Annotated in this window: 23 protein-coding genes; 8 read left to right on the forward strand and 15 right to left on the reverse strand. The window is 37.5% G+C overall.

Annotated elements, in window-relative coordinates:
• Positions 1-74 precede the first annotated feature (74 nt).
• The gene (locus tag ACSC97_RS00375; RefSeq protein ID WP_005403133.1) at positions 75-884 is read left to right on the forward strand and encodes a cytochrome C assembly family protein; all 810 of its coding nucleotides are present in this window, start codon (positions 75-77) and stop codon (positions 882-884) included.
• Positions 885-963: 79 nt separating this feature from the next.
• Entirely contained in the window at positions 964-1,893 is a 930-nt protein-coding gene (locus tag ACSC97_RS00380; RefSeq protein WP_004960223.1) for a tRNA dihydrouridine synthase, read from the forward strand.
• Between the two features lie 40 nt (positions 1,894-1,933).
• Here the strand turns inward: ACSC97_RS00380 and ACSC97_RS00385 are convergent, their stop codons facing one another.
• From ACSC97_RS00385 to ACSC97_RS00420, 8 genes are all read right to left on the reverse strand, one after another.
• Positions 1,934-2,995: a pilus assembly protein FilA gene (locus ACSC97_RS00385; protein ID WP_129261977.1), complete on the reverse strand. Its 1,062-nt coding sequence runs from the start codon at positions 2,993-2,995 to the stop codon at positions 1,934-1,936.
• Between the two features lie 12 nt (positions 2,996-3,007).
• Positions 3,008-5,620 (reverse strand): DUF6160 family protein, encoded by a 2,613-nt coding sequence (locus ACSC97_RS00390; protein ID WP_436658603.1) that lies wholly within the window; start codon positions 5,618-5,620, stop codon positions 3,008-3,010.
• Between the two features lie 27 nt (positions 5,621-5,647).
• The gene (locus ACSC97_RS00395; protein WP_404228217.1) at positions 5,648-6,430 is read right to left on the reverse strand and encodes a hypothetical protein; all 783 of its coding nucleotides are present in this window, start codon (positions 6,428-6,430) and stop codon (positions 5,648-5,650) included.
• Between the two features lie 13 nt (positions 6,431-6,443).
• Complete coding sequence (locus tag ACSC97_RS00400; RefSeq protein WP_436658606.1) at positions 6,444-8,564, reverse strand: hypothetical protein; 2,121 nt, start codon at positions 8,562-8,564, stop codon at positions 6,444-6,446.
• Positions 8,565-8,826: 262 nt separating this feature from the next.
• On the reverse strand, positions 8,827-10,308 hold the full coding sequence (locus ACSC97_RS00405; RefSeq protein ID WP_436658608.1) for a tryptophan 7-halogenase: 1,482 nt from the start codon (positions 10,306-10,308) through the stop codon (positions 8,827-8,829).
• Between the two features lie 63 nt (positions 10,309-10,371).
• Entirely contained in the window at positions 10,372-11,853 is a 1,482-nt protein-coding gene (locus ACSC97_RS00410) for a hypothetical protein (protein WP_436658610.1), read from the reverse strand.
• Between the two features lie 248 nt (positions 11,854-12,101).
• Positions 12,102-12,671: a dCTP deaminase gene (dcd, locus tag ACSC97_RS00415; RefSeq protein WP_004914176.1), complete on the reverse strand. Its 570-nt coding sequence runs from the start codon at positions 12,669-12,671 to the stop codon at positions 12,102-12,104.
• A gap of 105 nt (positions 12,672-12,776) precedes the next feature.
• Positions 12,777-13,370, reverse strand: coding sequence for a LysE family translocator (locus ACSC97_RS00420; RefSeq protein ID WP_023013055.1), 594 nt, complete (start codon positions 13,368-13,370; stop codon positions 12,777-12,779).
• A gap of 326 nt (positions 13,371-13,696) precedes the next feature.
• On the opposite strand from ACSC97_RS00420, the gene ACSC97_RS00425 reads away from it, so the two are divergent.
• Positions 13,697-14,254: a DUF2062 domain-containing protein gene (locus ACSC97_RS00425; protein WP_436658612.1), complete on the forward strand. Its 558-nt coding sequence runs from the start codon at positions 13,697-13,699 to the stop codon at positions 14,252-14,254.
• Between the two features lie 18 nt (positions 14,255-14,272).
• Here ACSC97_RS00425 and ACSC97_RS00430 read toward each other — a convergent pair whose 3' ends face one another.
• From ACSC97_RS00430 to ACSC97_RS00445, 4 genes are all read right to left on the reverse strand, one after another.
• Positions 14,273-15,145, reverse strand: a complete 873-nt coding sequence (locus ACSC97_RS00430) for a 5'-methylthioadenosine/S-adenosylhomocysteine nucleosidase (protein WP_436658614.1) — start codon at positions 15,143-15,145, stop codon at positions 14,273-14,275.
• Positions 15,146-15,273: 128 nt separating this feature from the next.
• Complete coding sequence (apbC, locus tag ACSC97_RS00435) at positions 15,274-16,503, reverse strand: iron-sulfur cluster carrier protein ApbC (RefSeq protein WP_436658616.1); 1,230 nt, start codon at positions 16,501-16,503, stop codon at positions 15,274-15,276.
• Between the two features lie 150 nt (positions 16,504-16,653).
• Positions 16,654-17,190 (reverse strand): hypothetical protein, encoded by a 537-nt coding sequence (locus ACSC97_RS00440; RefSeq protein ID WP_004960254.1) that lies wholly within the window; start codon positions 17,188-17,190, stop codon positions 16,654-16,656.
• A 192-nt stretch (positions 17,191-17,382) separates the two neighbouring features.
• Complete coding sequence (locus ACSC97_RS00445; RefSeq protein ID WP_436658619.1) at positions 17,383-17,919, reverse strand: GNAT family N-acetyltransferase; 537 nt, start codon at positions 17,917-17,919, stop codon at positions 17,383-17,385.
• A gap of 107 nt (positions 17,920-18,026) precedes the next feature.
• Here ACSC97_RS00445 and ACSC97_RS00450 point away from each other — a divergent pair, with 107 nt between their 5' ends.
• A complete protein-coding gene (locus ACSC97_RS00450) occupies positions 18,027-18,524 on the forward strand; it encodes a hypothetical protein (protein ID WP_034602660.1) in 498 nt (165 codons plus the stop codon).
• A 27-nt stretch (positions 18,525-18,551) separates the two neighbouring features.
• Here ACSC97_RS00450 and ACSC97_RS00455 read toward each other — a convergent pair whose 3' ends face one another.
• Positions 18,552-19,013 carry a hypothetical protein gene (locus tag ACSC97_RS00455; protein ID WP_129261958.1) on the reverse strand — a complete coding sequence of 154 codons (462 nt, stop codon included), beginning with the start codon at positions 19,011-19,013 and terminating at the stop codon, positions 18,552-18,554.
• A 200-nt stretch (positions 19,014-19,213) separates the two neighbouring features.
• Between ACSC97_RS00455 and metG the strand changes: the two genes are divergently transcribed.
• The 3 genes from metG to ACSC97_RS00470 all read left to right on the forward strand — a co-directional run bounded on the left by metG (position 19,214) and on the right by ACSC97_RS00470 (position 23,120).
• Positions 19,214-21,271 (forward strand): methionine--tRNA ligase, encoded by a 2,058-nt coding sequence (metG, locus tag ACSC97_RS00460; protein WP_436658622.1) that lies wholly within the window; start codon positions 19,214-19,216, stop codon positions 21,269-21,271.
• Between the two features lie 140 nt (positions 21,272-21,411).
• Positions 21,412-21,768, forward strand: a complete 357-nt coding sequence (locus ACSC97_RS00465) for a hypothetical protein (RefSeq protein WP_004960269.1) — start codon at positions 21,412-21,414, stop codon at positions 21,766-21,768.
• Between the two features lie 386 nt (positions 21,769-22,154).
• Positions 22,155-23,120: an MBL fold metallo-hydrolase gene (locus ACSC97_RS00470; RefSeq protein ID WP_436658625.1), complete on the forward strand. Its 966-nt coding sequence runs from the start codon at positions 22,155-22,157 to the stop codon at positions 23,118-23,120.
• 57 nt (positions 23,121-23,177) lie between these two features.
• On the opposite strand, the gene ACSC97_RS00475 is transcribed toward ACSC97_RS00470, so the two are convergent.
• Complete coding sequence (locus ACSC97_RS00475) at positions 23,178-23,801, reverse strand: LysE family translocator (RefSeq protein ID WP_436658627.1); 624 nt, start codon at positions 23,799-23,801, stop codon at positions 23,178-23,180.
• Between the two features lie 313 nt (positions 23,802-24,114).
• Positions 24,115-24,795, reverse strand: a complete 681-nt coding sequence (locus ACSC97_RS00480; RefSeq protein WP_004952490.1) for a DUF1345 domain-containing protein — start codon at positions 24,793-24,795, stop codon at positions 24,115-24,117.
• A 187-nt stretch (positions 24,796-24,982) separates the two neighbouring features.
• Here ACSC97_RS00480 and ACSC97_RS00485 point away from each other — a divergent pair, with 187 nt between their 5' ends.
• Positions 24,983-25,531 carry a TetR/AcrR family transcriptional regulator gene (locus ACSC97_RS00485; RefSeq protein ID WP_125297891.1) on the forward strand — a complete coding sequence of 183 codons (549 nt, stop codon included), beginning with the start codon at positions 24,983-24,985 and terminating at the stop codon, positions 25,529-25,531.
• Position 25,532: the final 1 nt, after the last annotated feature.

The raw sequence follows: 25,532 nt of genomic DNA on the forward strand, positions 1-25,532 counted from the left end.
TAGGATACTGTAGTTCGAAGCGAATTTATATCTTATATGGTGAATATTATTCATCCCCCTAAAAAAGGTTTGACATGATCAGTCTCCCCTTGGTTTACACAATTTTGGCACTTGTCTCATATACCAGTTCATTCTGGTATCTGTTTATCCATTTAATGTCAAAACGTACTCCAAATCTTTGGTGTTATGGTCTTATTGTTGTATTAGGATTGATACTTCATGGTCTTGTCTTGTCACAGGATATGATTACTCCGTTAGGGGTAAATTATGATGTATTTAATCTCATTTCCTTTACCTCTGGACTGATGTTAAGCCTAAGTTTAATTTTAAGTCTGATTCGCCCAATATTACCTCTAAATTTAATCGGCATTCCTGTTGCTGCGATTGGACTAATCCTAGGGTTTTCTTTGAGCCAATCCAATCAAACCATTGAACATCATGGAGTCGGTTTAGATACCCATATTATTTTGTCTTTGTCCGCTTATGCGGTTCTGTTAATGGCAACCATTCAAGCAGTTCTATTATGGTTTCAAGACAGAGAACTCAAGAAAAAACAAAAAAAACGTATTTGGGTCAACCTGCTCCCTCCTTTTCAAGTGATGGAATCCTTACTTTTTGATTTAATTATTACTGGGTTTGGTTTACTCACCGCTGCACTAATCTTTGGTTTCTTTACTATTGATAATTTCTTTGCTCAACACCTCGCTCACAAAACTGCATTTAGTATTATTTCTTGGTTTTTATATGGAGCTTTACTAATCGGACATTACAAATTTGGTTGGCGTGGTCGTAAAGCGATTCGATTTACAATTACTGGATTCGTATTACTAGCAATCGGATTTATTGGCAGTAAATTTGTTTTAGAAATGATATTAGGGCGTTAATTTAACTGTCCCAATAAAAACTAGACAGCTTCTCTTAAAATGCGTATAAACCAGTTTTTGTTTAACTAGGTAATGCATTGTGAAACTCGCACTCGCCCCTATGGAAGGTCTAACAGATCCAATTATGCGTGATGTCCTCACTCATGTTGGTCGTTTTGATTGGTGTGTGACTGAGTTTATTCGTATTACTGACAGCATTCTACCTGACCATATTTATTACAGTTTTTGTCCTGAACTAAAAACTGATGGTAAAACAGCTGCTGGAACACCAGTACATGTTCAATTTTTGGGAAATAATCCTGAAATGCTCGCAGCCAATGCTGCTAAAGTCGTTGAACTCGGTGCTCCTGCAATTGATCTAAATTTTGGATGCCCAGCTAAAACAGTCAATCGACATCGCGGCGGTTCAGTTTTATTAGATGAACCTGAAACGGTACATCTCTTAGTCAAAGCTGTTCGTGATGCTGTACCTAAACATATTCCAGTTTCAGCAAAAATGCGACTCGGCTATTTAGATGAAAACCATACACTCGATAATGCACATGCTATTGAAGATGCCGGTGCTAGTTGGCTCACAGTTCATGCTCGTACAAAAGCCGATGGCTATACGCCTCCTGCCTATTGGGAAAAAATCCAGCCGATTACTGAAGCATTAAAAATCAATGTAATTGCCAATGGTGAAATCTGGAATAATGCTGATGCCAAAGCATGTTTAGAACAATCAAATTGTCAGGATTTGATGATAGGACGTGGTGCTGTTACAACTCCAGATTTGACACTCTGTATCCGTGAAAATAGCGACCAAGCGATTTTAACATGGCAGGAGCTAGTCGTATTACAACAACGTTTTTTAAGCGGACAATTCAAAACTGAAATTGGAATGATTGGTCGTTACAAGCAATGGTTAGGTATGATGACTAAAGCCTATCCAGAAGCTCAAGAGTTGTGGAGCCTAGTAAAACGAGAAAAGCAACTTGAGAATATTCTTGAATATTTAAATAAAAAATAGGGAGCGATACTCCCTATTTTTTACTAATGCTCTTGATTAATTACAGACCACTAATTTTCATTTTTAAGTCAGTAACTGAAGCATTTTTAAATCCAACATTTCCAATTGAACTATTTTGTAAACCATTAAATCGATAATTAGCACTTCCAACCGCAGGAATTGTTGTCATATCATTACCTAATTTGATTTCATTTAATGATAAATCAACTGCATCAGAGGTGATACAAGTACTAGGTGTTGTAGAGCACGTGTTTACAGAATTTCCAAAAACAAAACCATCGGATTCAATACCAGCATGAAAATTATCTAAACGAAAACCTGTTAAAGGATTTGATGCTTTCATTTGAAACTTAAAATTTGCACCAATAGCTGTTGTTGTTGGATCAGTTTCAGTAGCGTAGCTAGAGACTAGCATCATATTACACCCTGTCCCAGCTCCACAAATAGAATCAATCGCCCCACCTAGACGCACCATGTAACCCTGTGGCGCTGCTCCGAGTTGAATATTCATTTTCGGTTTATTCGTAGCTAAAAACTTTATATTCAAACCGTCATTTAATCTAAGTAACTCTTTAACACCTGTATTTAATGTTGCTGTAGTTCCACCAAAAATGGTTCTTTGCGTATAAATACCAGGAGTTGTCAAACCCATATCTGATACAGCATTTGCACCAGCCGTATAGATAGAGAATTTAGAAAATACTAACTCATCTAAATTTCCGAAAGTTATCCCGATATTCGCGAAAGCACCATTAGTACCAGTCCCCTTATCTGTATCAATAACAGCATTTAGACTTAAGTTAGTAGAAGTACCAGCAGCTTTTGCGGTTATAGTTGGACTCGACATAGTTGAATTAGGACTTTGTGCAAGTACTAACGCAGCTCTACCACGATATTCTGTTGCAGCAACCGTCTTCGTATCCCAACCATCAGGATCAATCACAGCCATTTGTTTAAATTCAATGCTTGGGGTAGTTACATTAATATTTAAACCATCTTGACCAGTCGCAACTGATAGACTTTGATCATCCATTGGTTGCATTGCTATTACTAGAGGACTAAAAAATAGAGTTAGACATCCTAGCATCTTATTTTTATTCATCAGATTCTATCCTTAGTTTCGAGGAATAATTCCTAATTGACCAGTAATACGTCCACCCGTCAACACCATTTCACCTAAGCGTTGTGGCTGTGCTCCCACTGTTGGAGGATAAAGATTTATATCTCGAACTCTTAATACACCCGCAATCTTTTCAGCATTTGTTGCACTATTTGCTCCACCAGTTGCTCCAATACCTGTTGTTCCAGCTGGGTTGAAAGTTAGACCTGCTTTAAAGGAAACCATACCATCACAACCAGCTGTAGGACATGTCTCTCGAGTATCTGGTGAAATAATAATTGCATTATTAAATGCAACTTTACCATCGATATTATCGAAACCTACAGTAGAACCATCTAATGGATCACTTAACTGAATTGCGCTTTTCCCACCATCTTTTACAGCCTTAAGCTCTAACTCACCAACAACACTCAAGCGACTACCGTCAGTACTGGTATATTCACTATTTGGTATTAAAGAAAGATCTATTTTCTTACCATCTAAACGTAATTTAGTAGACAACAAAACATCATTATTATTTGAGAAGTCCGCTGATGAAGCTGATGCCGGTGTAGATGTCCCTTTATATAATGCTCCTGGTAAATATCCTCCTGCAATTTGTGCAGATAAGATAATCAAAATGTCTTTTAAGCTAGCATTAAAACTTCCATTTTCAAGCCCAACTGTTCCCGTACCGCGCAATAACATATCGATATTACGCAAACCAATATAACGTACTGAGTTTATGTCTGCATTATCTAATAACAAGATTGAAGTAGTCTTTTGCTTAGTAGTATCTGTACTTCCATTCATACCCGTAGTACTCATGGCAAGTGAAAAACCTAAACGCTCCGCACCAGCTACAACTGTGTATCTTGTTCCACCTAAATCATAATAGTAAGCATCTGCTGGAGCAGTTGTACCATACATGGCTAAATTTGCATTTAAATCATAGAAAGGTAATGCTAAACCCCACGTATTACCTGCAGTATCATTGATTTTAGGAATCGTTGTTCCTGTCGTTCTTGCACTATTGGTAAAACGACCGCTGCGTGAAAATGCCTGAAACTCTGCACCGCGAATAGCAGCCAGAAGTGCATAAGGATTCTGATCTGTGGTTCCATTATGAATGGTTTGAATATAATCTGCATCTGTTGTTAATGTCGTAGATGAAGAACCATTCCAATAACGACTGGTTTGTAATGCTTTATTGGCAGGCAAGAAAACAGTTTTTGTATCAACAAGATTGAGATAAACATTACCTGTATCAAATGAACCACGATTTCTGAGATTCAACCCAGTTAGTTCCCCAAACTCAAAACCATAAGTATTAAAACCAGCACCACCTATTTCTAAAGTGGTTGCTTTACTATTATCACCGCCCAACATTGGATCATTTTTTTTGGTAAAATCTGCTTTCATACGAAAAGCAATACCGGTATTACCAATAATGTTCTGCGTTCCTGCTGCCGTAACAGCATTATTTGCTTTACCTAAAATATTAGTATTGTCAGGACTACCAAATTGATTAGATGCCACATTATAAATAGGATCAGTTCGAGTAAATCCATCATTACTATTCGTATTTGTCCCTCTAACTTGTATTGAACCATTAACCATGCGCCCACTTGCACCTAAGCGAATTAGACCCTTGGCTGTTTCTGATGTAGTTTGACCATTTATTGGCGTCTTAGTTGTGTCTACTGAATATCTATTATTTGGGTTTACATTACGATTCAACATAAATTCTAGGTTTAGACCAGAATTAGTTGCTGGCGAAGAATAAGTGTTGCCAGATATAGTTCCAGAATTAGCAGGATCTGTTACACGAGTAAAATCAACATAACCATGTGTTAAACTCGGTGTAGTACTTGCAGCTACATTTACTGAGCCATCAGCATTGTAGTTAATAACTGCATCAGAAGCACTAGCACCATTTGTTCTAACAATAAAGCCTTCTGTACCATCTACATACATCACGCCTTTCGCAAAAAAGTTAAAGTTAAAGTTTTTTAGAATTAATTGATTTAGAGTTTGACTTGGAGCTAATCCTGTCGTCTGTCCTAGATATATACTGGCGTTTTTTGAAGCGAATGTTAGTTCACTTTGGCCAGTCTTACTAAAAAGACCGTCTCGAGTTTTAAAACTAATACTTGTATCTGAGTTAGTTTGTATCGCGATGTCCCCGACTGGACTGCCACAAGCTGTTGAGTCACAAACCTTAAACTTATTCATACTGATTAAAACAGGCGCAACTTTTAAATTGAAGTCTAATCCTGCCTTATTAGATTCACTACCAGTATTCATTTGGATATTGATATTAGGTCTTACTGTTGGTGATGAGCTATGCGATTGAATTTTGAAATTCTCAGCTTCAGCTCGTAAGGTGGTGTCAGTTGCTTTTCCTACACTTCCACGTCCTGCATTATCTTGCCAAAAGAAAGTCCCTACATTCAACTCTTTAAAATCTAAATTAACATTTAACCCATCTTGTGCGTTAACGTCGCGCATAGATGTATCATCCAACGCCTCCAAAGCATAACAAGGATGACTAACTAACAAAACACTTGCAGCTAAAGTAGTAAGTACGAAGTACTTTTTATGTAGCTTTTGGTTATTCTTTTTCATTGCTCAATCCTTTGAATCTAATAAAATTTAACAACGAGCATGATTACTACATGCAAAAATCTGGACTTTTCCATCTATTGCAAGGTTGCCATTCATTTGCAAACCGAGAAAACCCTTTTCCCGTCCTACATCATAATTGTTGGCTGTTGTACCATTAGCGCCTGTACTTTGTGGAACCGCACTATAAGTTCCCGTCTTTAAGAAACCATAATCTTGGGGATTTGTCGTTGTTCCCTCAATCAATTTTCCACTTGTATCATAATAGGATAGAACCGTACCAGTATCCTGCTCGATAGATAAAGCATTAAAACCAAAATTACGAATTTGAATTGGTTTTGTACCATCAAACGAAAACTGCATTACAGGTTTAGTGACAGTACTACCACCAGTTTTTGCAGTATATTGTAGGTCTATGGCATCTAAACCAATTTTTTGAATATTAATTGTTCCCTGTAAACCTTTAAAAACAACCCAAAGCTTACGACCTTTGTTATTTATATCGGGATCACTAGCAGCCATCGACCAAACTGGATCATTTGCACCTGCTGTGCCTTGTTGTACAAACCGCTTATTCACAGAAATCGCTAATCGACAATACTCCAAGCGAGCAGGATCACAATTAAATGTAGGAGCAACCCCTGCAAGTAAATCAGCGTCACTTAAAATATTATGATTCATAGATAGCTTAAGAGATAAATCAGCCCCACCTTGCCCTTGTATCGATTGCAAGGTTTGGTTATCTAAAGCTTGTAATTCAGCATGAGATAAATGTGTAATAAACAATAGGAACAAAGGGATTATTTTTTTCATATTTAAACTCCCGTTATAGACCAGTAGTCGTAATTTTTAAATGTTGAATCAACAAACCATCGATTACAGCAGAGCCCATATTGTTATTAGGTACTATTGGAGTTGGGGCTGTATTTGTTGCTGGAATCACATAACCAGTTGTTCCATTAGATGAACCAATAAAATTATTTAGGTTTGCATTAGCAGCAGTCCGCCAACCTGCTCCATTGAGTGCCGTATCTGACCATGTACGGTTAGCAATGGTTCCATATAAAGGTGTTGTGGTTACTGCTGCACTGTTATTACATGTTGTTGAACCACCATTCGTACATAATGTTGCACTGGTTGGTGTATTGGTCCAACCATTAACTGAATTTATTAGCGATCCTGAACCATTATAATACTGCCACTGATATAAAGAACCCGTGGTATTAGTTACACCATTACAACTTCCCCATGATGTACTAGTGCATCTACTATTAGTGATCCATGTTGAAGTATTCATCTCACGTTGTGCATAACGTATTTGCGATGCTGTATTTGTAGTGATATTACTAATAAAACCATTTGGATTTTGCAAATTACCAAAAGATATCCCAACCGCATCATCCACGCCAGCAGTACCTTTATAAGCTGTGAGCGTCTTACCTCCATCTGAACTATAAACAGAACCAATACTAATACTACTATGAGTTGCTAATTTTTTATTATTAAGGGCTGTTGTTGAGTAATCAGTTCGAGGTGAGCCACCTTGATAACCTGAAACTTCGCTTGTACCACATTGATAAATATTACAAGTGGAACCTAAATAAGTTGGATCACTACCTGTATAGTCAGTATATATTTTTTTATAGATAGCAGGATTATTAGGTATACGTGCGATTTCCAAACTAAAGTTACGACCATCGGAACCTAATATGACTGGTTGGTACAGATTTCCTAACACAAGATTAATGTTCGGATTATAGATAAATACACCTTCATTTGCATCAAAAGTCGGTGCACCAGTACCATTTAGCGCTGGTGTACTCAAACCTGCTGTATCCGTTGTTTCTCGCGTACTTAACCTTAAGACACTATTAGTTGGCACACTCCACACTCGTTTGATTTGACGCGTATCAGTACGTGTCTGTTTTTGCACGATAAACAAACAACCTGGAGATGTACTATTAAACGCCCCTGTTCCTGCGTTACCGCAATCACCAGTTGATGCTGTTTTCGATGTACCTAGTACTGAGTCTTGCCCATTGTGAATAGTTGTCCATGCAGATGGTGTGCCAACGCTACCTAATTCTGTATCCGTAAAAGTTGCTTTTAGATTTTGAGCATCACCACTATTAAACCGTAGAACTCCAGCTATGCCTAATGTATTATTATAAAAAGCACTCATACCATTATTATTATTTGAACCACCTAATGTTTGGAAAACTTGTAAATTACTACCATTCACCCCAAAACCATTGGCTATTGCTTGTAAACGCAAGCGATTAGCACGCCCGCTGGCAGTAGTACTAAAGCCCTCACCAAGGTTAAATTGGTCAGCATGCCCCTCTGTTTTGCTTTGGTCACGTACGAAAGCATCTGCCCATAATGCTAATTTTAAATTATAAGCATCCACACCAGTTTTCGTACCAGTTTCATATAATGGTGCTTCAAAATTTAAATATGTAATCGTTCCATTCCCCCCAGCAAAGTCAGGAACGTTATTTGCAGTTGCTGCTTTAAAAATCCAAGGGTTATTTGCTGTACCCCAACTTGAAATTTTAGAACCAAAGCGATTGTTAGTATCATTATCATTTTTAGATAATGCTAAACCATATAAATAAAGATCAGCTTTACCCACAGAATGATCAGTTGCTGTTACAGCCCCATCTTTGTTCGTATCTTGGACGATGGAAGTTAATCCACCTACTGGAATATAATGAATATAACCAGTATCTTTACTTCTATCAGTCAAAGAAGTTTCGTTACCAGTGTTATCTCCACGAAGAACAAAAGAGTAATCCGTTGGTAAGATTGCAATACCTTCACCAGTTGTTTGGCTTAAAGCATCATCAGAAATTTCCTGTAATGCAAAGGAATATCTGCTGAGAAACAAACCGATTAGTGTCGCTAAAACAGTTCGTTTAAAAGATACCGTATGAAGTGTAGTCATCTTGACCTTCCTGTTACACGATGCTCCGCATCAACGTTATTTTTCTAAATCTTCCTGAGTGACTTCCAACCACAAAAAAGGCGCAGTCAAGGATATGCTTCCAAGCATCACTCAAATTGTAGGCAGAATTCGCCTACCCAATCTTACTTTTTTATTATGCCTACTATTTACGCAATTGCAAAAAAAACCCGCTAAAAGTTACATTTTTCCGATGTATGAAAAATAAATATAACCTACACATATTTTTGTTTGGCTAGCACAATTATAATTTCTTTCTTATCTGCTCCAAAAATTTAGCTAATTTTTGCTTTTTATCTGGTGGCAAAGCATAAAGCTCTGCTACGGTAGCTTCAGGTTTTATTACACCTACTGCAGCACCCACAGCTAACCAATTCGCTGCACTAAACATGTACATACCATCCATACTATGCCTTACAAAATCAATATCTCTCGGTGTCCTATGCGCCCAGCATTTTTTGAGCTCCTGATAACTTTCCGATTGAGGTACAGTTAGCATAAATTTCCAAAATGGAGTGTCTGAACGCCCAGTATCATAATGCATACGAATAAAATCACGTATACCCTCCCAATATTGAGCATTTTGTTGATTATAGAAGTCTATATTTTGTTGTGAAATTACCCCATGGTTTTCTCTTATAAAAGAAACCAGTAATTGTAATTGGCTGAGCATTTGCCCAATTGATGTTGCTTCTAATGGCTCAATGAATCCCGATGCCAAACCTATTCCTACTACATTTTTTATCCAAACCTGTTGAAAATATCCAGCTTCAAATGCAATTGGCTTAACAGGATTTATAGAGTGCCCTAACCAATTTTCAACTTCAAGTTGTGCCTCCTGATCAGTGATGAATTGATCATGATATACATATCCCGCACCTATACGCTCTTGCAATGGTATTTGCCATACCCAACCTGAACTCATAGCTGTTGCTCGTGTCACTAATTCAATTTTATTTTTGTGCGGCAAATGAAAAGGTAAGGCTCTATTCATAGGCAATGTATCAGAAAAAGAACACCATTGGCTTTGATATTTTTTTCCAATCAAAAGCCTTGAAAACCCAGAGGCATCTATCACAAAATCACAACTTATCTCGTGATCAGCACATTGAATTGCAGAAACATTCTCAGTTGTAGGGTTAAATACAAAATTCTCTATTTTCTGCTCAACATGAATAATACCTCTAGCTAAGGCAATTTTCTTAAGATATTGACCAACTCTAAAAGTGTCAAAATGTAGCGATGCACCAAAATTATTCTTTCCTTCCAAAAGAATCTGCAAAACCTCTTGGAAAGGTTTCCGCTCTTCACTGAACTCATAAGATGCCATATAGCGACTAACATCTATTCCATGGTTAAATAATCCTGATAAATATGGATTAAACCCAAACTCATTCCATGCAAAATCAGGAGTAGGTAGAGGGAAAAGATGATAATAATAGTCTTCTTGTTTGCCTGTTCTCCAACGCTCATAACGAAACCCCAATTTAAGCGTAGATCCCGTTTGTTCTATAAAATCTTTTAAATCGATATTCAAATCATGTAATACCGAAAGCAAGTTCAAAACTCCACCTTCACCAACACCAACGATTGGTATCTCTGGTGCTGAAATTACCATCACTTCAACAGATGGACTAAACAATTGTCTAAGTTGCAATGCAGCAAACCAACCTGCCGTCCCACCACCAACAACTACAACCCTATTCATTCCTCGTAGATTTATCATTCTTCTTTTCCCAATTTGAAATAATAAAAGCAGCCTCGGCTGCTTTTTTAAAATGTAAGCAAATTAACAGAATTTTAATGTTCCATAACAGTTTGATTTTGGCACTTGATTTTTTAGCTGTACATTAGATAAAGAAAGTGTGGCAGGTGTAGCATCACTTAAATCAATTATAATGGGGTCCGGAGTAGTCAATGTAATTCCAAATAAAGTACCAATAGAAGCAAGAGCTGGAGCATAAACGCGTTGAGATTCTTGATTCAAAAAAGCAGAAACTTTCGTCGCAACTTGAGGATAAACAGCAGATACATCCACTGGATTTTGACCTTTTAACAAACCTAAATTTACAGGTTCAGCAAATGACATCCACCACCCAGCTCTAGCAATATCACTAGCTTGAGTAAAATTAGATAAAGAGGTCTTTCCAACATCAGCTCCATCAATATAATTGCCTGGCCATAATAAATCTTGTAATTGTAAGGATAAATATCCGCCTGTACCTGTCAAAGGTACATTATGAATCATACTTAAAGATTGCTCAAAACTAACATTTAAAGGTAGTCCTTCAATTCTTGACCCCTCTTTCAATTTAATTTTCGCCTTACATGCTATAACTAAGATACAGTCAAAATCCACTTTGAGCTGGTTATTAGGTCCTTGGTCCAACGGAATATCAACACTCGCCGTTATATTATCAATACGTGCAGCTGTTTGACGCTTACCATTAACCTGAAAGGCTGGTGTTGAAAATCCTGCCGTCACGGATGGAATCGAAATTCCCAATGTATCACTACTAGTAGGATCTGAAACCCAATCTCGATCAAAACCTAAAGCATTTAGTTTTCCATTTAAACGTTGGTCGTTAGTTTTAGCAAACAATCCCGGTGTTGTTGTCACTTCCCCTGTTGTTGGACTAAATCTCATAAAGCCACTTAACGACTGAATTCCATCAGTAGTAGATGGCGATGCATTATTAGTTAAACCAGCGGTTAACAAAGCATTTATTTTTTCAGCACTAGCTCTAAAACCAATGACCTCACGGGTTGAAGCGCTATTTGGGTTTTTAATAGCAAACTCTAAGAAAGGATTACTAATTTTAGCACTTGTAGCAGCACGTCCATCACCAGAATAGGCTGGATTACCATCTATATCATAACCACCATTCGGAACAGCATTCCCATTAATGTCATAGTCCCCACCATTTGGAAGCCCACTCAAGGCTAGATTTTTAATATCAATATCACAGCCTCCAACACCATTCTGCCCGCCACAACCTAGCTGTAAATTCTTTATATTAGCATTCAACTCCAATTCAGCTTCAAGCCCTAATTTATAGAATCCTATATTATTGGAGCCACTAATATTCCTCATTAAATTTGCACTATCTGTTGGAGATATATATGACAAACTCATCAATGCCTGTCCTGTTATAGCAGACATCTCACTATCACTCAGACTCTGCAAACCTTCGGAGGACGCATAGGCAAAATTCAGGCATACACTACCCAACGCCAACATAGCAAAATGTAGAGACTTAAACCGTCGCATAACGACCTCCGTGTTAAAACTTCCATATGTTCTTTTTATTACTTGTTTCTGTTTGATCGAATACTCACTTATATAGCAGTAGTAATTTCCGTGATCCTGTACAAAAACAAATCAAATTATAATGATTGTATCTTATTTTTTATTAATTGCTAGCTTCATTCGTCTGAACAATTCTTATGATGAATGAAGAATTTTTAAAAATCATCAAATTAAAAAACCCATCATTTACAAATGATGGGTTTTTTAATTTAGGTCTTCGGTAAAGTCACGCCTGTCTGACCTTGGTATTTGCCACCACGATCTTTATATGATGTTTCACATACTTCATCGCTTTCAAAGAAAAGCATTTGTGCGACACCCTCACCCGCATAGATACGCGCAGGTAGGTTTGTAGTATTGGAAAATTCTAAAGTAACGTGACCTTCCCACTCAGGCTCTAACGGCGTCACATTTACAATAATACCGCAACGCGCATAAGTCGACTTACCCAAACAAACAGTAAGTACATTTCGCGGGATACGGAAATATTCAATGGTACGTGCTAAGGCAAATGAGTTTGGTGGGATGATACAAACGTCTGATTCGATATCAATAAAGCTTTTATCGTCAAAGTTTTTAGGATCAACAATCGCTGAATGAACATTGGTAAATACTTTGAATTCACGTGCGCATCGAACATCATAGCCATAGCTCGACACCCCATAAGAAATCAACTTTTCGCCATTTTCACCATAACGAACTTGATTCTCTGCATAAGGTTCAATCATGCCGTGTTTTTCGCTCATTTCACGAATCCAACGATCAGATTTTATTGCCATGACTTTTTTCCAAAATCTAAATTAATGATTGGCAGGTACTTTAACGTAAATCATCATTAATGAAAATAAGACTGCTATCCTGATAGGCAGAATAGCAGAGATACTTTATAAATTGATTAATGCAGAATAGCTGATCGGGATTGAAAAACTAATGAGCACGACAGATGCTGTGCGTTGTAATTTTGATTGTGAAAGCCATTTAACTTTATTGGTCGCCAACATTGCTCCAACAGATATCCAAAACAGAGCAATCGGCAAAATCAAACCAACAAAAACACTCATATGTACTAAGTAAATGTCTTGGCTCTTCCATGCAACTGCTGGAAAAATAGCAGATGCAAACAACAACGCTTTAGGATTTAAAAGCGTAGCAAACAATAATTCACGTGGGCGAATAGTTGGTTGATTTAATGCCACTTGTTGATTCGCTGTACGCCAAAGCTTAATCGCCAAATACAAAATATAGCCAGCGCTCATTAATTTTAAAAAGGTGGGAAGTAATGGTAAAGCTGTTGATACTTTGCCAATCAACATACCCCAAGCTGTTATAGCAACGATATAACCCAATGCTTCAGCTGGGATAAGTAAAAGTGATTTGCGTACACCAACCTGAACACCAGATGATGCCAATAATGTGTTGGTTGGGCCAGGAGTAAATAATATGGTTATAACTAAACCAATGAAAAACCATGAAATCATTGAATGACCTCACTAAAGGATTCTCTGAGATTAATCCAATTACAATTTTATAGCAAAAAAATAACTGTAAGCACTTATAACGTTAATTTCACTACAATTATTTAACTATTTATTTTATTTCATCTTTATAAATTTCAAGTAGCTCGCTACTGAACAGTCACCTAGATATCTGTGTATATTTAAAGTACGATTACCGTGAATTTTTGAATAACATTTTACTGATTAGATTAAGATTTAGCATGAAATTTAAGCTAGGCCTAAGCAAAAAGTGCTATTTTATAATCAGTTGATCACACTATTTTCATTCTTCTACTCGCCAATATTTTATGCCTAAGCAATTTCTTCATAAGTGGCTTCCTTCATCAGAGAAAGTTGCTCAACTCAAGTTTATGCGCATTTTTGGGCAAAGTACCTTAAATCCTTTACTTTGGTATGTGAATCGTCACTCTATCGCCAAAGCGATGTTTATTGGTACCTTTTGGGGCATATTACCTGTACCTTTCCATAGTTTATTTATTATTCTGACAATCCTATGGTTTGAGGTTAATTTGCCGATCGGACTGTGTATGGCATGGCTGACCAATCCTCTCACTGTAGTTCCTATACTTTATTTAGGCTTTTGGTTTGGTACTAAGATTTATCATGTCAATATGATTGATCAAGAGATGTTATTGGGTGTGCTACATCAAATCATCAATTGGTTAAAAAACTTTGGACATGGGCATATAGACTTGAGTCTGGCAAAAATCTTAATTTCAGGTTTAGTCATAGAAGCCATTCTGTTTGCTTTATTGTTTTATTGTGCAACTCACCTCTTATGGCGCTGGTTTGTTATTAAAAACTGGAAAAATAGAATTCAAAATAATCAAGAAGAAATCATGTAGCTGATTTCTTCTAAATCTTTAGTTTTTATCCAATTGTTGTTTCATGTATTGTTCAACCACATCAAGCACATAGTCCTGACATGCCTCACCCGTAGCAGGATTATATGCACCATTATTGGTAATATTATTAGATAAAATTCTTATACCTAAAAATGGAACATTAAACTGATGTGCAATCTGTGCGACGGAAGCTGCCTCCATCTCCTCTACAGAAGTTTGATAATTATTATGGAAAAACTGGATTCGATCCAACTCATTATTCCAAACATCTGCTGAACCAATCGTTCCCTCAACCACATTCCCTTTGCTATAAGAAGCTTTTGCTTTATGTGCAGCAATCAGTAACTGTTGATCACCTTCAAATTTGCGTATCGCAATCGGTTCAGGGTCAGACTCATCTTCTGGTAACACATCAAATGCCTCTGTCCATGCCAATGAGTTTGAACCGCCTCCTATCGGTAATCTTGGTGTTCTAAACGCACCAATATTTGTCGTGTATTTGCCTAATACAATATCAAACACGTTTAAAGCAGGATCATGCCCGCCTGATGTACCTTGGTTAATAATTGCAATGGGTTTATATCGCTCAATCGCAAGTGCTGTAGCTGCGGCAGAATTACTCATGCCCATACGTGTTTTGGACACGATCACTGGATAACCTTTATAAGTTCCTTTCCAAAACTTCCATCCACCCACTGTTTCAACACTGACGTTATCTAATTTTGATGCCATACGTTCAGATTCGACAGGTAAAGCACCTTGGATCACGATGGGTTGTAATTTAGTTTCTAATTGCTCAGTCTCTTTTGGAGAATTATCACCATTACAAGCACTCAGTAAAAATGCACTACACAATCCCAGAATACTTACAGCTCTTTTGACGGACTTCATATCATCACTCGAAAATAAAATAGTGATGAAGCAACTCTCATGCCATATTTTACCAAACGATATATTTACAACATCAAACAAAGAAAAGCCCAACGAAATGTTGGGCCGAACTTAAAAATAACCATCAATTAGAAAATGCGCTTGTCATCTCTCTGACGTTTTGGAAGTTTTTCCATCTGTTTTAAGACACTTTCCGCAATATTGATATAGCTTTCAGAAGCGACATCTTGTGCGATGACACTTGGTTTACCATTATCGGCATTCTCTCGGATTTTTGCATCTAAAGGTAAACGACCTAGTAAAGGTATGTCATATTGTTCAGAAAGCTGATCACCACCACCCGTACCAAATATTTGCTCTTCATGTCCACAGTTAGAACAAACATGTGTTGACATATTCTCAATCACACCGAGTACAGGAATATTCACTTTATTGAATAATTCAATCCCTTTTACAGCATCCATTAAGGCAACATTTTGCGGTGTAGTAACAATTACCGCACCAGTCACTGGGATACGCTGTGCAAGCGTTAATTGAATATCGCCAGTACCTGGTGGCATGTCGATAACCAATACATCCAAATCTGGCCACAGAGTTTGATTAAATAACTGCATCAATGCGCCAGTGGCTTTAGGGCCACGCCATGCTACAGGAGTGTTATGCGCACCAATCAAATGACCGATTGAAATCACAGCCATACCATAAGCATCTAAAGGAACAAAATGTTCATTTTCAATCTGTGGTGTGCGACCAGCATTTCCCAACATAGTTGGAATACTCGGACCATAGATATCTGCATCCAAAACCCCAACTTTTAAACCGAGTTTTTGCAATGCGAGTGCAAGATTCACAGTTGTAGTAGATTTACCTACACCACCTTTACCCGACGACACCAAGATTACGTTTTGAATACGTGGATGTGGAGCAACATCTCGTTGTTGTGGCGCAGCTTTCTCAATCGGAGGATTATTTGGGTCAGCTTCAGCTTTCGGAGATGCATCCATCACTGGAGGAAGATTGGTGTTTTGTGCTTTTGGTTTAGATGAACAACTATGTCCCGCCTCGCCATGGGCAGCATGTTTCTGCTGAATAATATGCAGATTGAGTTCTTGGATACCACACTTTTCTAAGGCATCTGCAAGTTCATCATGGATTTGTTGTAAATGATCTTTTTCTGCAGGAAATGTATTGATCGTGAGCTGTAGGATGCGACCTTGAACATTAACTTGGCTGATACGATCTTTCAAGGCATTTTCAGAGTTTGGAAGAACATAATTTTGAAGGACTGTTTGGATTTCATCTTCCTTCACTTCTTGCGCAGGCGAAAAAACGGATTTTAAGGAAGAAAGCCACGACATTTTGTACTCCAAAAACTGATCATACTCACTGAATGTGGTTAGTTTAGCAGTATTGGAGATTCGACGCTCACATCAAAGACCGTAATTGCTCAATTTTATGTCGCAATTTATCTTTGCCTATCAGCGTCGATTGTTAAAGCTTTATCGTGATTAGCCTTTGAATTTATTGATCGTATCAGTGGCAGCTTTCTTTAAATCATCTAACTTGCTGCTAGCTTGAGCTTTCAGATCATCAAATTTTGCAGCTGCCTCATCTTTTAACTCAGCTGCTTTGGCTTTTGCATCTTCTAATTTATGCGTTGCCTCTTCTTTTAAGTGATCTAATTTCTCTTTGGCAGCATGTTGAGTATCCGCCAGTTTTTCTTTTAACTCATCTGCTTTAGCTGATAATGCAGCTTTACTTTCACCGTATTGATCGCTTGCATTGGTCTTTAAATCATCTAAAGCTTGCTCGCCTTTTTGCTTCAACTCATTGGCTTTATCTTTAGCTTGCTGTAAATCAGCTTTAGTTTGATCAATATCTTTCGCTGCGAAGTTTTTTACATCCTCCACAGTTTCCTGACCTTTTTGTTTGATATCACTTCCAAGCTCGCTGACTTTATCTTTAGCCTGCTGAAAGTCTGCTTTGGTTTGCTCTAAATCTTTTGCTGCGAACTGTTTTAACTGATCAATTTTGTCATTACTCATGTCTTGTTCCTCTTGTTATTTCGTAAAAGCTGTCGTTGATTTCTATTACAGTTATACAAGATTCTGCCTACACTTATCGTGTTTGCTGCAAATTGAAACAAATGGGATACAGGATGATTCAAATTTATTGCTGATTAATAACCATTTGAATTTTCATATATAAAAATCATATAAATGCATAACACAACTAAATTACTTGATACGATCAGACTGCTGAATCTCATACAATACATGCCAACTTAATGGATGATCTTGAACTAGAGCAGGATGTTGAAATTCTGCTAATTTCCTCATCCCTAAGCATTGCATAAGCGCTTGCGATCGCAGATTTTCTAAAGTGGTAAAAGACACAACAGTTTCAAGCTGCAAATGATTAAAAGCAAAATCCAAGGCTGCATTTGCTGCTTCTTTTGCATAACCTTTGCCCCAAAATGCTTGATCTAAACGCCAGCCAATTTCAACACAGGGCGAAAATGAAAACTGTGTGGGTTGATCATGTAATCCTACCAAGCCTATCAATTGCTGAGTCTGTTTTAATTCTACTGCCCAAAAGCCCCAACCCTGTTTTTCAATAATTGCCTTTAATTTATCTATATATGCATCGCTTTCAGCGCGAGTTAAAACTTTTGGAAAATGCCGCATAACCTCTGGATTAGCACTCATCTCTGCAAAAGGTAAATAATCCGTGTCTCGCCATTGGCGTAAAATCAGTCTTGGTGTTTCGATCATTTTTAGAACCATTAAATTTGTATTAAAAACTATTCACAATATAGAGAATTAGATCAGATATACTTTTGCGCTATCTTGAAATTAACCTGACTTATAAAGCTTTATATATGAATGAAAATGAACTTCTAGAAATTCAAAATGAACTGCAAGCTCAACAAAAGCGCCTGAACTATATTCTTTCGAGCAAACGAAGAATCCAAAGCATGATTGATTCTTTTGAAGGTGATTTGGCAGAACAATTACTTCCTGTCATTCATAATGAAAGCAACGATTATGCTGGAATCGCAACAAGTTTGGCGCTTTCAATTTGTTGGAAATTTTCAAAAGTTGAATTCCCAAAGACCGTTCATTGGTGCAGTGAGTTAAGTATTAGCGATCTACAAGTTAAAGATGAATTTACCGCTGTAATTAAAGCTCAGGCTTGGTTAGGTACTTTAGGAAGTGATGAACTTTGGCAAACGCCACTCTTTGCCGAAATTACAGTTGATCCAAAAACCAATAGTTTAAAAAGCTATCACATCCATTTCTTATCTAAAGGGAAAATCATCTCTTTAAGAAAGAACTCTAAGCAAAGTGTTACCGTTAAGCAGATGCAAAGTATGTAATCCTTTGGGATACATACTTTTTTTTAATCAAAATAAGATCATATTCTTCTTTTGATTTACTTTATTCATCACAAAATAACAACTGTTCGCCCCCATACAACTCAAAGCTAAAATCGGCAGCATCATGAAATACATCACAACACCAATTTTTAAAGTTGAAAAATCAATGTGGTTCACTTGATCTTCGAACAGGATCATTAAGACCAGTAAAGCCCAAGCAATTAAGATCACAAAACCTATTTTTAAAAACTGGTATAAATCAAAAATCTGAGTGGGCAATTTCAATACTGCAAAAACAATCAGATAAAAGATAAAAGCCAAAACGATGAGTATTGGGGTCAAATACATCATAACTTCCATGCCATCACTGACTACATGAAGCAGATGATTCTGTCGATAATTTAAGAACAAACAAAATGGAATCACAAAACTAAAAACAGAAACTAAACTGGCTGAGACTGATGAAAAAACTAATGACCAAGACCTCATTTTTATTTTCCTATCTTTGATATTGTGATTATTCTCGATCAAACAGATGTACTTTGATTGAAGCCAAAGTGAAGCTTGTATGAAGTTTCAAAATAAGATTCCCTTCAGGCTAAAAAGATTTCACCGATTCCCTTGTGCAAGTCGCTCTTAAGTCATGTAAAATCATCCACCTTGTAAATACGAATGAGAGAACAATATCCGTGCGTAAAATTTTAGTCACCAATGCCCTTCCTTATGCCAATGGTCCTATCCATATGGGTCACTTACTCGGTTATATCCAAGCAGATATTTGGGTTCGTGCGATGCGTGCAATGGGTCATGACGTGACTTACGTATGTGCGGATGATGCTCATGGCACAGCGATCATGTTACGTGCTGAAGCGAATGGCATTAGCCCTGAAGCGCAAATTGCCAATGTTCAGAAAGAACACATTCGTGATTTTGATGGTTTTGGTGTGCATTTCGATCATTATGATTCAACTCATAGCGATGCAAACAAAGCACGTGCATCTGAGATTTATATTAAAAACCGTGAAGCAGGCAATATCGCTGTTCGCCCTGTCACACAATTATTTGATCCTGAAAAAGGCATGTTCTTGTCTGATCGTTTCATTAAAGGCACGTGCCCGAAATGTAAAGCTGAAGATCAATACGGCGACTCATGTGAAGTCTGCGGTACAACTTATAACGCGACTGAGTTATTAAACCCACGCTCAACATTGAGTGGTGCAACGCCAGTTGAGAAATCATCAGATCACTATTTCTTTAAACTACCGAATTTCTCAGAATACTTACAGAAATGGACACGTGATCAAGGTCGTTTACCTGTTTCGATTGCCAACAAGCTAGATGAATGGTTTGAATCGGGTTTATCAGATTGGGATATTTCGCGTGATGCGCCTTATTTCGGTTTTGAAATTCCAGATGCTCCAAACAAATATTTCTATGTTTGGGTAGACGCTCCGATTGGTTATATGTCGAGTTTTGAAAACTACATCAAAACTAAACGCCCTGATCTAAGCTTTGATGATTTCTGGAAAAAAGACAGCGACAAAGAAGTTTATCACTTCATTGGTAAAGACATTGTTTACTTCCATGCACTGTTCTGGCCTGCAATGCTTGGAGGTGCGAACTACCGCACGCCATCTGGTTTATTCGTAAATGGTTTCTTGACGGTGAACGGTCAGAAGATGTCAAAATCTCGCGGTACATTCATTAAAGCTGAAACTTATTTACAGCACTTGAATCCTGAATATTTACGTTATTACTTTGCTTCTAAGCTTTCTGACAAAGTTGAAGATTCAGATTTGAATTTAGATGACTTCGTACAAAAAGTGAATTCTGACCTTGTAGGTAAAGTGGTGAATATTGCCAGCCGTTGCGCAAAATTCATTAACAGCAATTTCAATAATACGCTTTCTAACACTTGTGCTGAACCTGAATTGGTTCAAAGCTTTATTGATGCGGGCGACTCAATTGCTCAAGCCTATGAAGCTCGTGAATTCTCTGCTGCTATTCGTGAAATCATGGCTCTTGCGGACAAAGCGAATCAATATATTGATGAGAAAAAACCGTGGGCGCTTGCGAAGCAAGAAGGTCAAGAACAACAAGTTCATGATGTTTGCTCAGTTGGTATCAACTTATTCCGTCAGCTTGCAATTTACTTGGCTCCAGTGCTTCCAACACTTGCGGCTCAAGTACAGTCTTTCTTACAACTTGAAAGCTTTGACTTTGCATCACGTCAGCAAATCCTCGTTGCACACGAAATTGCTCAATTCCAACCGCTTATGCAGCGTGTTGATCCTAAAGCAGTTGCAGCCATGGTTGATGCATCTAAAGACTCTTTAGCTGCTGCGGCAGAAGCACCAAAAGTGGAAAAGAAAAAAGAGAAGAAAGCCGAGAAGAAGCCTGAACCTAAAGTGGGTGAAGCTGAAATTATTGGTATTGAAGACTTTATGAAAGTTGACCTCCGTGTAGCTGAAGTTTTAGAAGCTGCAACGGTAGAAGGTTCTGATAAATTACTTCAACTCACTTTAAATGTTGGTGAAGCTGAACCACGTAATGTGTTTAGTGGTATTCGTGAGTTTTATCAGCCTGAAGATTTAAAAGGCAAATTGGTAGTAATGGTGGCTAACCTTGCACCTCGTAAAATGCGTTTTGGTATTTCTAACGGTATGGTACTTGCAGCGGGTAATGGTGAAGGGGTTTGGGTGATTTCACCTGAATCTGGTGCTAAAGCTGGCGATAAAGTTTCTTAAGATTTTAAATCTAATATGAGAAAAGCCTCTACGTTGTAGGGGCTTTTTTATACCATTTATATAATTTATTTTCTTGTTTTAAAAAAATATATCGATAAAATAAAAGCGCTTTTTATTTTTTATAACTATCCGGGGTATGCATGAAAAAATTACTAGTTTCAGTTCTAGCGATGTCAACAATTGCATTTACAGGCTGTTCAGTTCGTATGGCAGACATGACTGTAGCTTCTACGAAGAACTATAACTTGAACTCAAACCAATTTGTGAAGGGTGAGCGTGTCACAGGTGAAGATAAGGTTCCGGTAGTTTTATTCCCATTAGGTATTCCTAACTTCAAAACAGCGGTAGATCGTGCAATTGAAAAAGATCGTTGTGCTGTGGCTTTATCTGATGTTGTTATTACTCAATTGAATCAAGCATTTATTGTGGGGCAGATTGGTTACCGTGTTGAAGGTACTCAAGTAATTGACCGTTCACAGCCAGAATGTAAAAAATAATTTTTAGTTGTAAAAAAGCCTCTACGTTGTAGGGGCTTTTTTGTTTTTTGGGATTTCCCTCACCCCGACCCTTCCCCATGGGGAGAATCCATTATTAAATCAATATTGGAATGTTACCTTACGAAGTTGAATTTCTTATACGTCAAAAGTAAGGTAAATATAGCTAAATTCTAAAAACACTAGCACATGGAAACATCTGTAAAACCTAATTTCCTATGGTTTTAGGTGTGATAATAAATTAAGTATTCAGCTATAGTATATAACCTTCATCCCAACCTTTTCCCTGAGCCATATGTGGCGCAAGAAAAAGAGCTTTCAAAAAATTTTAAAATTTATATTTAAGTATGATAAAAAATACCCATCCCTTTAAAACTTATAAGAACCCCATGAAAACATTTACCCCCCTATTCCTCGTATTCGCTCTAAGCACCACAGCCCATACCATCCAAGCTGCTGAATCCACCATCTCCCTACAAAACCAAGTCGCTGGTTACTACCAATATCAAACAGGTGACGTACAAATCACAGCCCTGCTCGATGGTACAAACTTTATGTCACCAAGCTTGTTTAAAGACATTCCACAACAACAAGTTCACGAGATTTTAAAGAAATACTATGCAGATCAAGAGAAAGGCGTACAAACCTCAGTCAATGCCTTCCTCGTTAATACAGGAAAATCTCTAGTATTGGTGGATAGCGGTGCAGCGAGTTGTTTTGGTGCTCATTTAGGTTCAGTTTTAACCAACCTAAAAGCATCAGGCTATCAACCTGAACAAGTCGATACCATTCTACTCACACATCTACATCCCGATCATGTCTGTGGAATCAGTAAAGATAGCGTTGCCAATTTCCCTAATGCGACAGTCTATGTATCTGATGATGAAGCAAAATATTGGTTAGATCCGAAACAAGCAGCAAAACTACCGAAAGAAAAACAAGCCAATTACTCAGGTACGGTTGAGAAAATTAAACAAGCGATTGCGCCTTACCAAACCAAGCAACGCTTTAAAACGTATAAACTCGGAGATGACATTCAAGGTTTTAAAGTCATTAACACGGCGGGACATACACCTGGGCATTTTAGTTATGAATTAAAAACCAAAGATGAAAACGTGGTGTTTATTGGAGATATTGTCCATTCACATACTGTGCAATTTGATAAACCTGAAACGGCAATTGAATACGATATAGACCCGAAAAAAGCCGTTGAAACACGTTTAAAGCAATTCGCTGATTTTGCTAAAAACGGACAGACCATTGCTGCGCCACATTTACCTTTCCCCGGCATTGGACACATTTATTCAGCCGATGGAAAAAGCTATCAATGGATTCCAACTCATTTCAAAGATTAAATGCTTTTATTTAGAATTAGCCCATAAAAGAAGCGACCTTCTTGGTCGCTTCTTTTATCACTTCATTCCAAAGATCAACTTCAATCCAAGCAAGGTCATGACACCACCTGCGATACGATCAAAAACAGCTTTAGATTTTAAATAAACTTTACGTGGTCCTTCTGCTGACAATGCAACAGCCACTAGAGAATACCAACCTGCATCAATAAAGAAACACAAAATTGGCAACACAACATAGAAATAAGTTGGAATTTCTTTAGGTAATAAAGCAGTAAAAATACTGGCAAGCACGATCGCAATTTTAGGATTACTCAACTGAGTGATTAGACCTAAACGAAAAGCTTGTGCATAGCTCATGTTATGAACTGCACTCTCCATTGATGCCATTGGTTCTTTAGCATGTTTAATAATTTTATAAGCAAGCCAAAGTAAATACAGACCACCAAAGATTTTTAAAGCCAAATATGCTGAAGGCACTGCAAGTAAGATTGCCTGTAATCCCATCACAGCTAGAAAACCAAACAACGCGGCACCCGTACCTGTACCAAGCGCAGTAAATAAACCATGTTTACGTGAAATCGCAATCGAGTTTTTTGCAACATAAATAAATGTCGGACCAGGGCTAATCGCACCCAACATCAATGCCAATGTAATCGAGCCTAAAATCAATATTGATTCCAAGATAAACCTCAAAATTAGAATAATTTTCTAGCAAATATTTTATGCGAAAAAGACTCATACAAGATACTATTTTTTACAAACCACAGTGCATAGATAAAATCTTACAATTCAACAAATTAATTAAAAACAATAATAAAAACCAAATAACTTATATAAAAAAACCATCAAAAATACAGAGCCAAGATGAACTATTAAATAAAAAACCAACCATCTACATTTCTTATTTAACCAGCTAAAAGATTAAATATTTACTCCACTATTTCACTATTTTGAATAATAAAAATCACCTTATAGATTCATTTAGCATTGTTAATTAGCCAAAACCGATCAGGCTCGCTGCCACATTGATTGCAACCGCCAAAATCACGGTATTAAAAATAAAAGCTAAAACACAATGAAAAATATTCAGATGTCTAAGCTGTGAGCTGGTAATAGAAACATCTGCGGTTTGTGCAGAAGTGCCAATGATATAGCTGAAATAGACAAAATCGAGATAATCAGGTTGATCTGTTTTTGGAAAATCCAAGCCCCCATCGACTTGACGGCTTTTCGCAAGATAATAGTCATGTGCATAATGAATAGCGAACAAGGTATGCAGTAACAACCACGATGAGAAAATAGTTCCTATCGTTAGCAAGATCAGAATCGTTTTAATGATTGCTTGATCTTTGGGAACATGACTGAGCTGCACAGCAATCGAAATAAAACAAACAACGATTGCAATTAAAGCAACCGTAAGTATCATCCACTTCCCTTCATCTTGTTGTTTTGCTCGTTCTAAGATGTGTTCTGGATCTAAACGCCACATCATCTTTAGAATCATAAACAAATATAGCCAGATTGCAGTATTCCAGCCAATTTGTAGCCGTGTCGCCCAATGCCATGAGCTGAATGCTTGCAGCACAAAAAAGATAACGAAGCCCAAAGCAAAAGTTGCGGATAAGTATGGACGATGTTTTAGACCACGAAAAAATCGATGCATGAAGGCTTGCATATAAAACCTACCTTAAAATTTTCAAAATCAAATTGTTTTATTTTTTAATACGATAAGTTTGTTGCTACACAAACCAATTTACCCCTATTACTCAATATAAACAAATCAGATATCGATCGTTTGTTTACATCGGACAAGTTTGTCCGTTAAATAACTCTTATCCAATTTACACCTAGCAAGTTCAATAATGAATAAACGTGTTCAACAAGCTGCTCATAACCGCGAAGAATTGCTTCATGCAGCAGAAGAGGTATTTCGGGCTCAAGGTGTACATGTGCCATTACAAGCAATTATTGATCATGCAGGCGTAGGACGAGCAACCTTTTATCGTAATTTCTCAGATCGCAAAGCACTCATGTTTGCCCTACTTGATCAAGCGATGATGCGCTTAGAACAGAGAGCATCTGCTCTACTCGAATATAATGATGGTTTTATTCGTTTGATTGAAGGACATATTGAACAACTCCCTCATCTGATCGTACTGATTGATTACTGGCGTATCATTGATCGCCAAGACCCAATCATGCTAAACATTTATGAGCGACGAGATAAAGCATTACAACCTTTAATTGATAAAGCCATAGAACATCAATTATGTCGCCCTGATCTGACCCCACAAGACTTTGGAATGATTACGGCGATCTTAGGCTCTTCTTTTCAAGGGCATCTTGCTTCTGATCAAGTGCGACTGGCAAAACGTGCAATAGAATTATTATTAAACGGCATCAAAATTTAGT

Origin of the sequence: Acinetobacter sp. P1(2025), assembly GCF_051390655.1 — a bacterium.
GTDB classification, from domain to species: Bacteria; Pseudomonadota; Gammaproteobacteria; order Pseudomonadales; family Moraxellaceae; genus Acinetobacter; species Acinetobacter junii.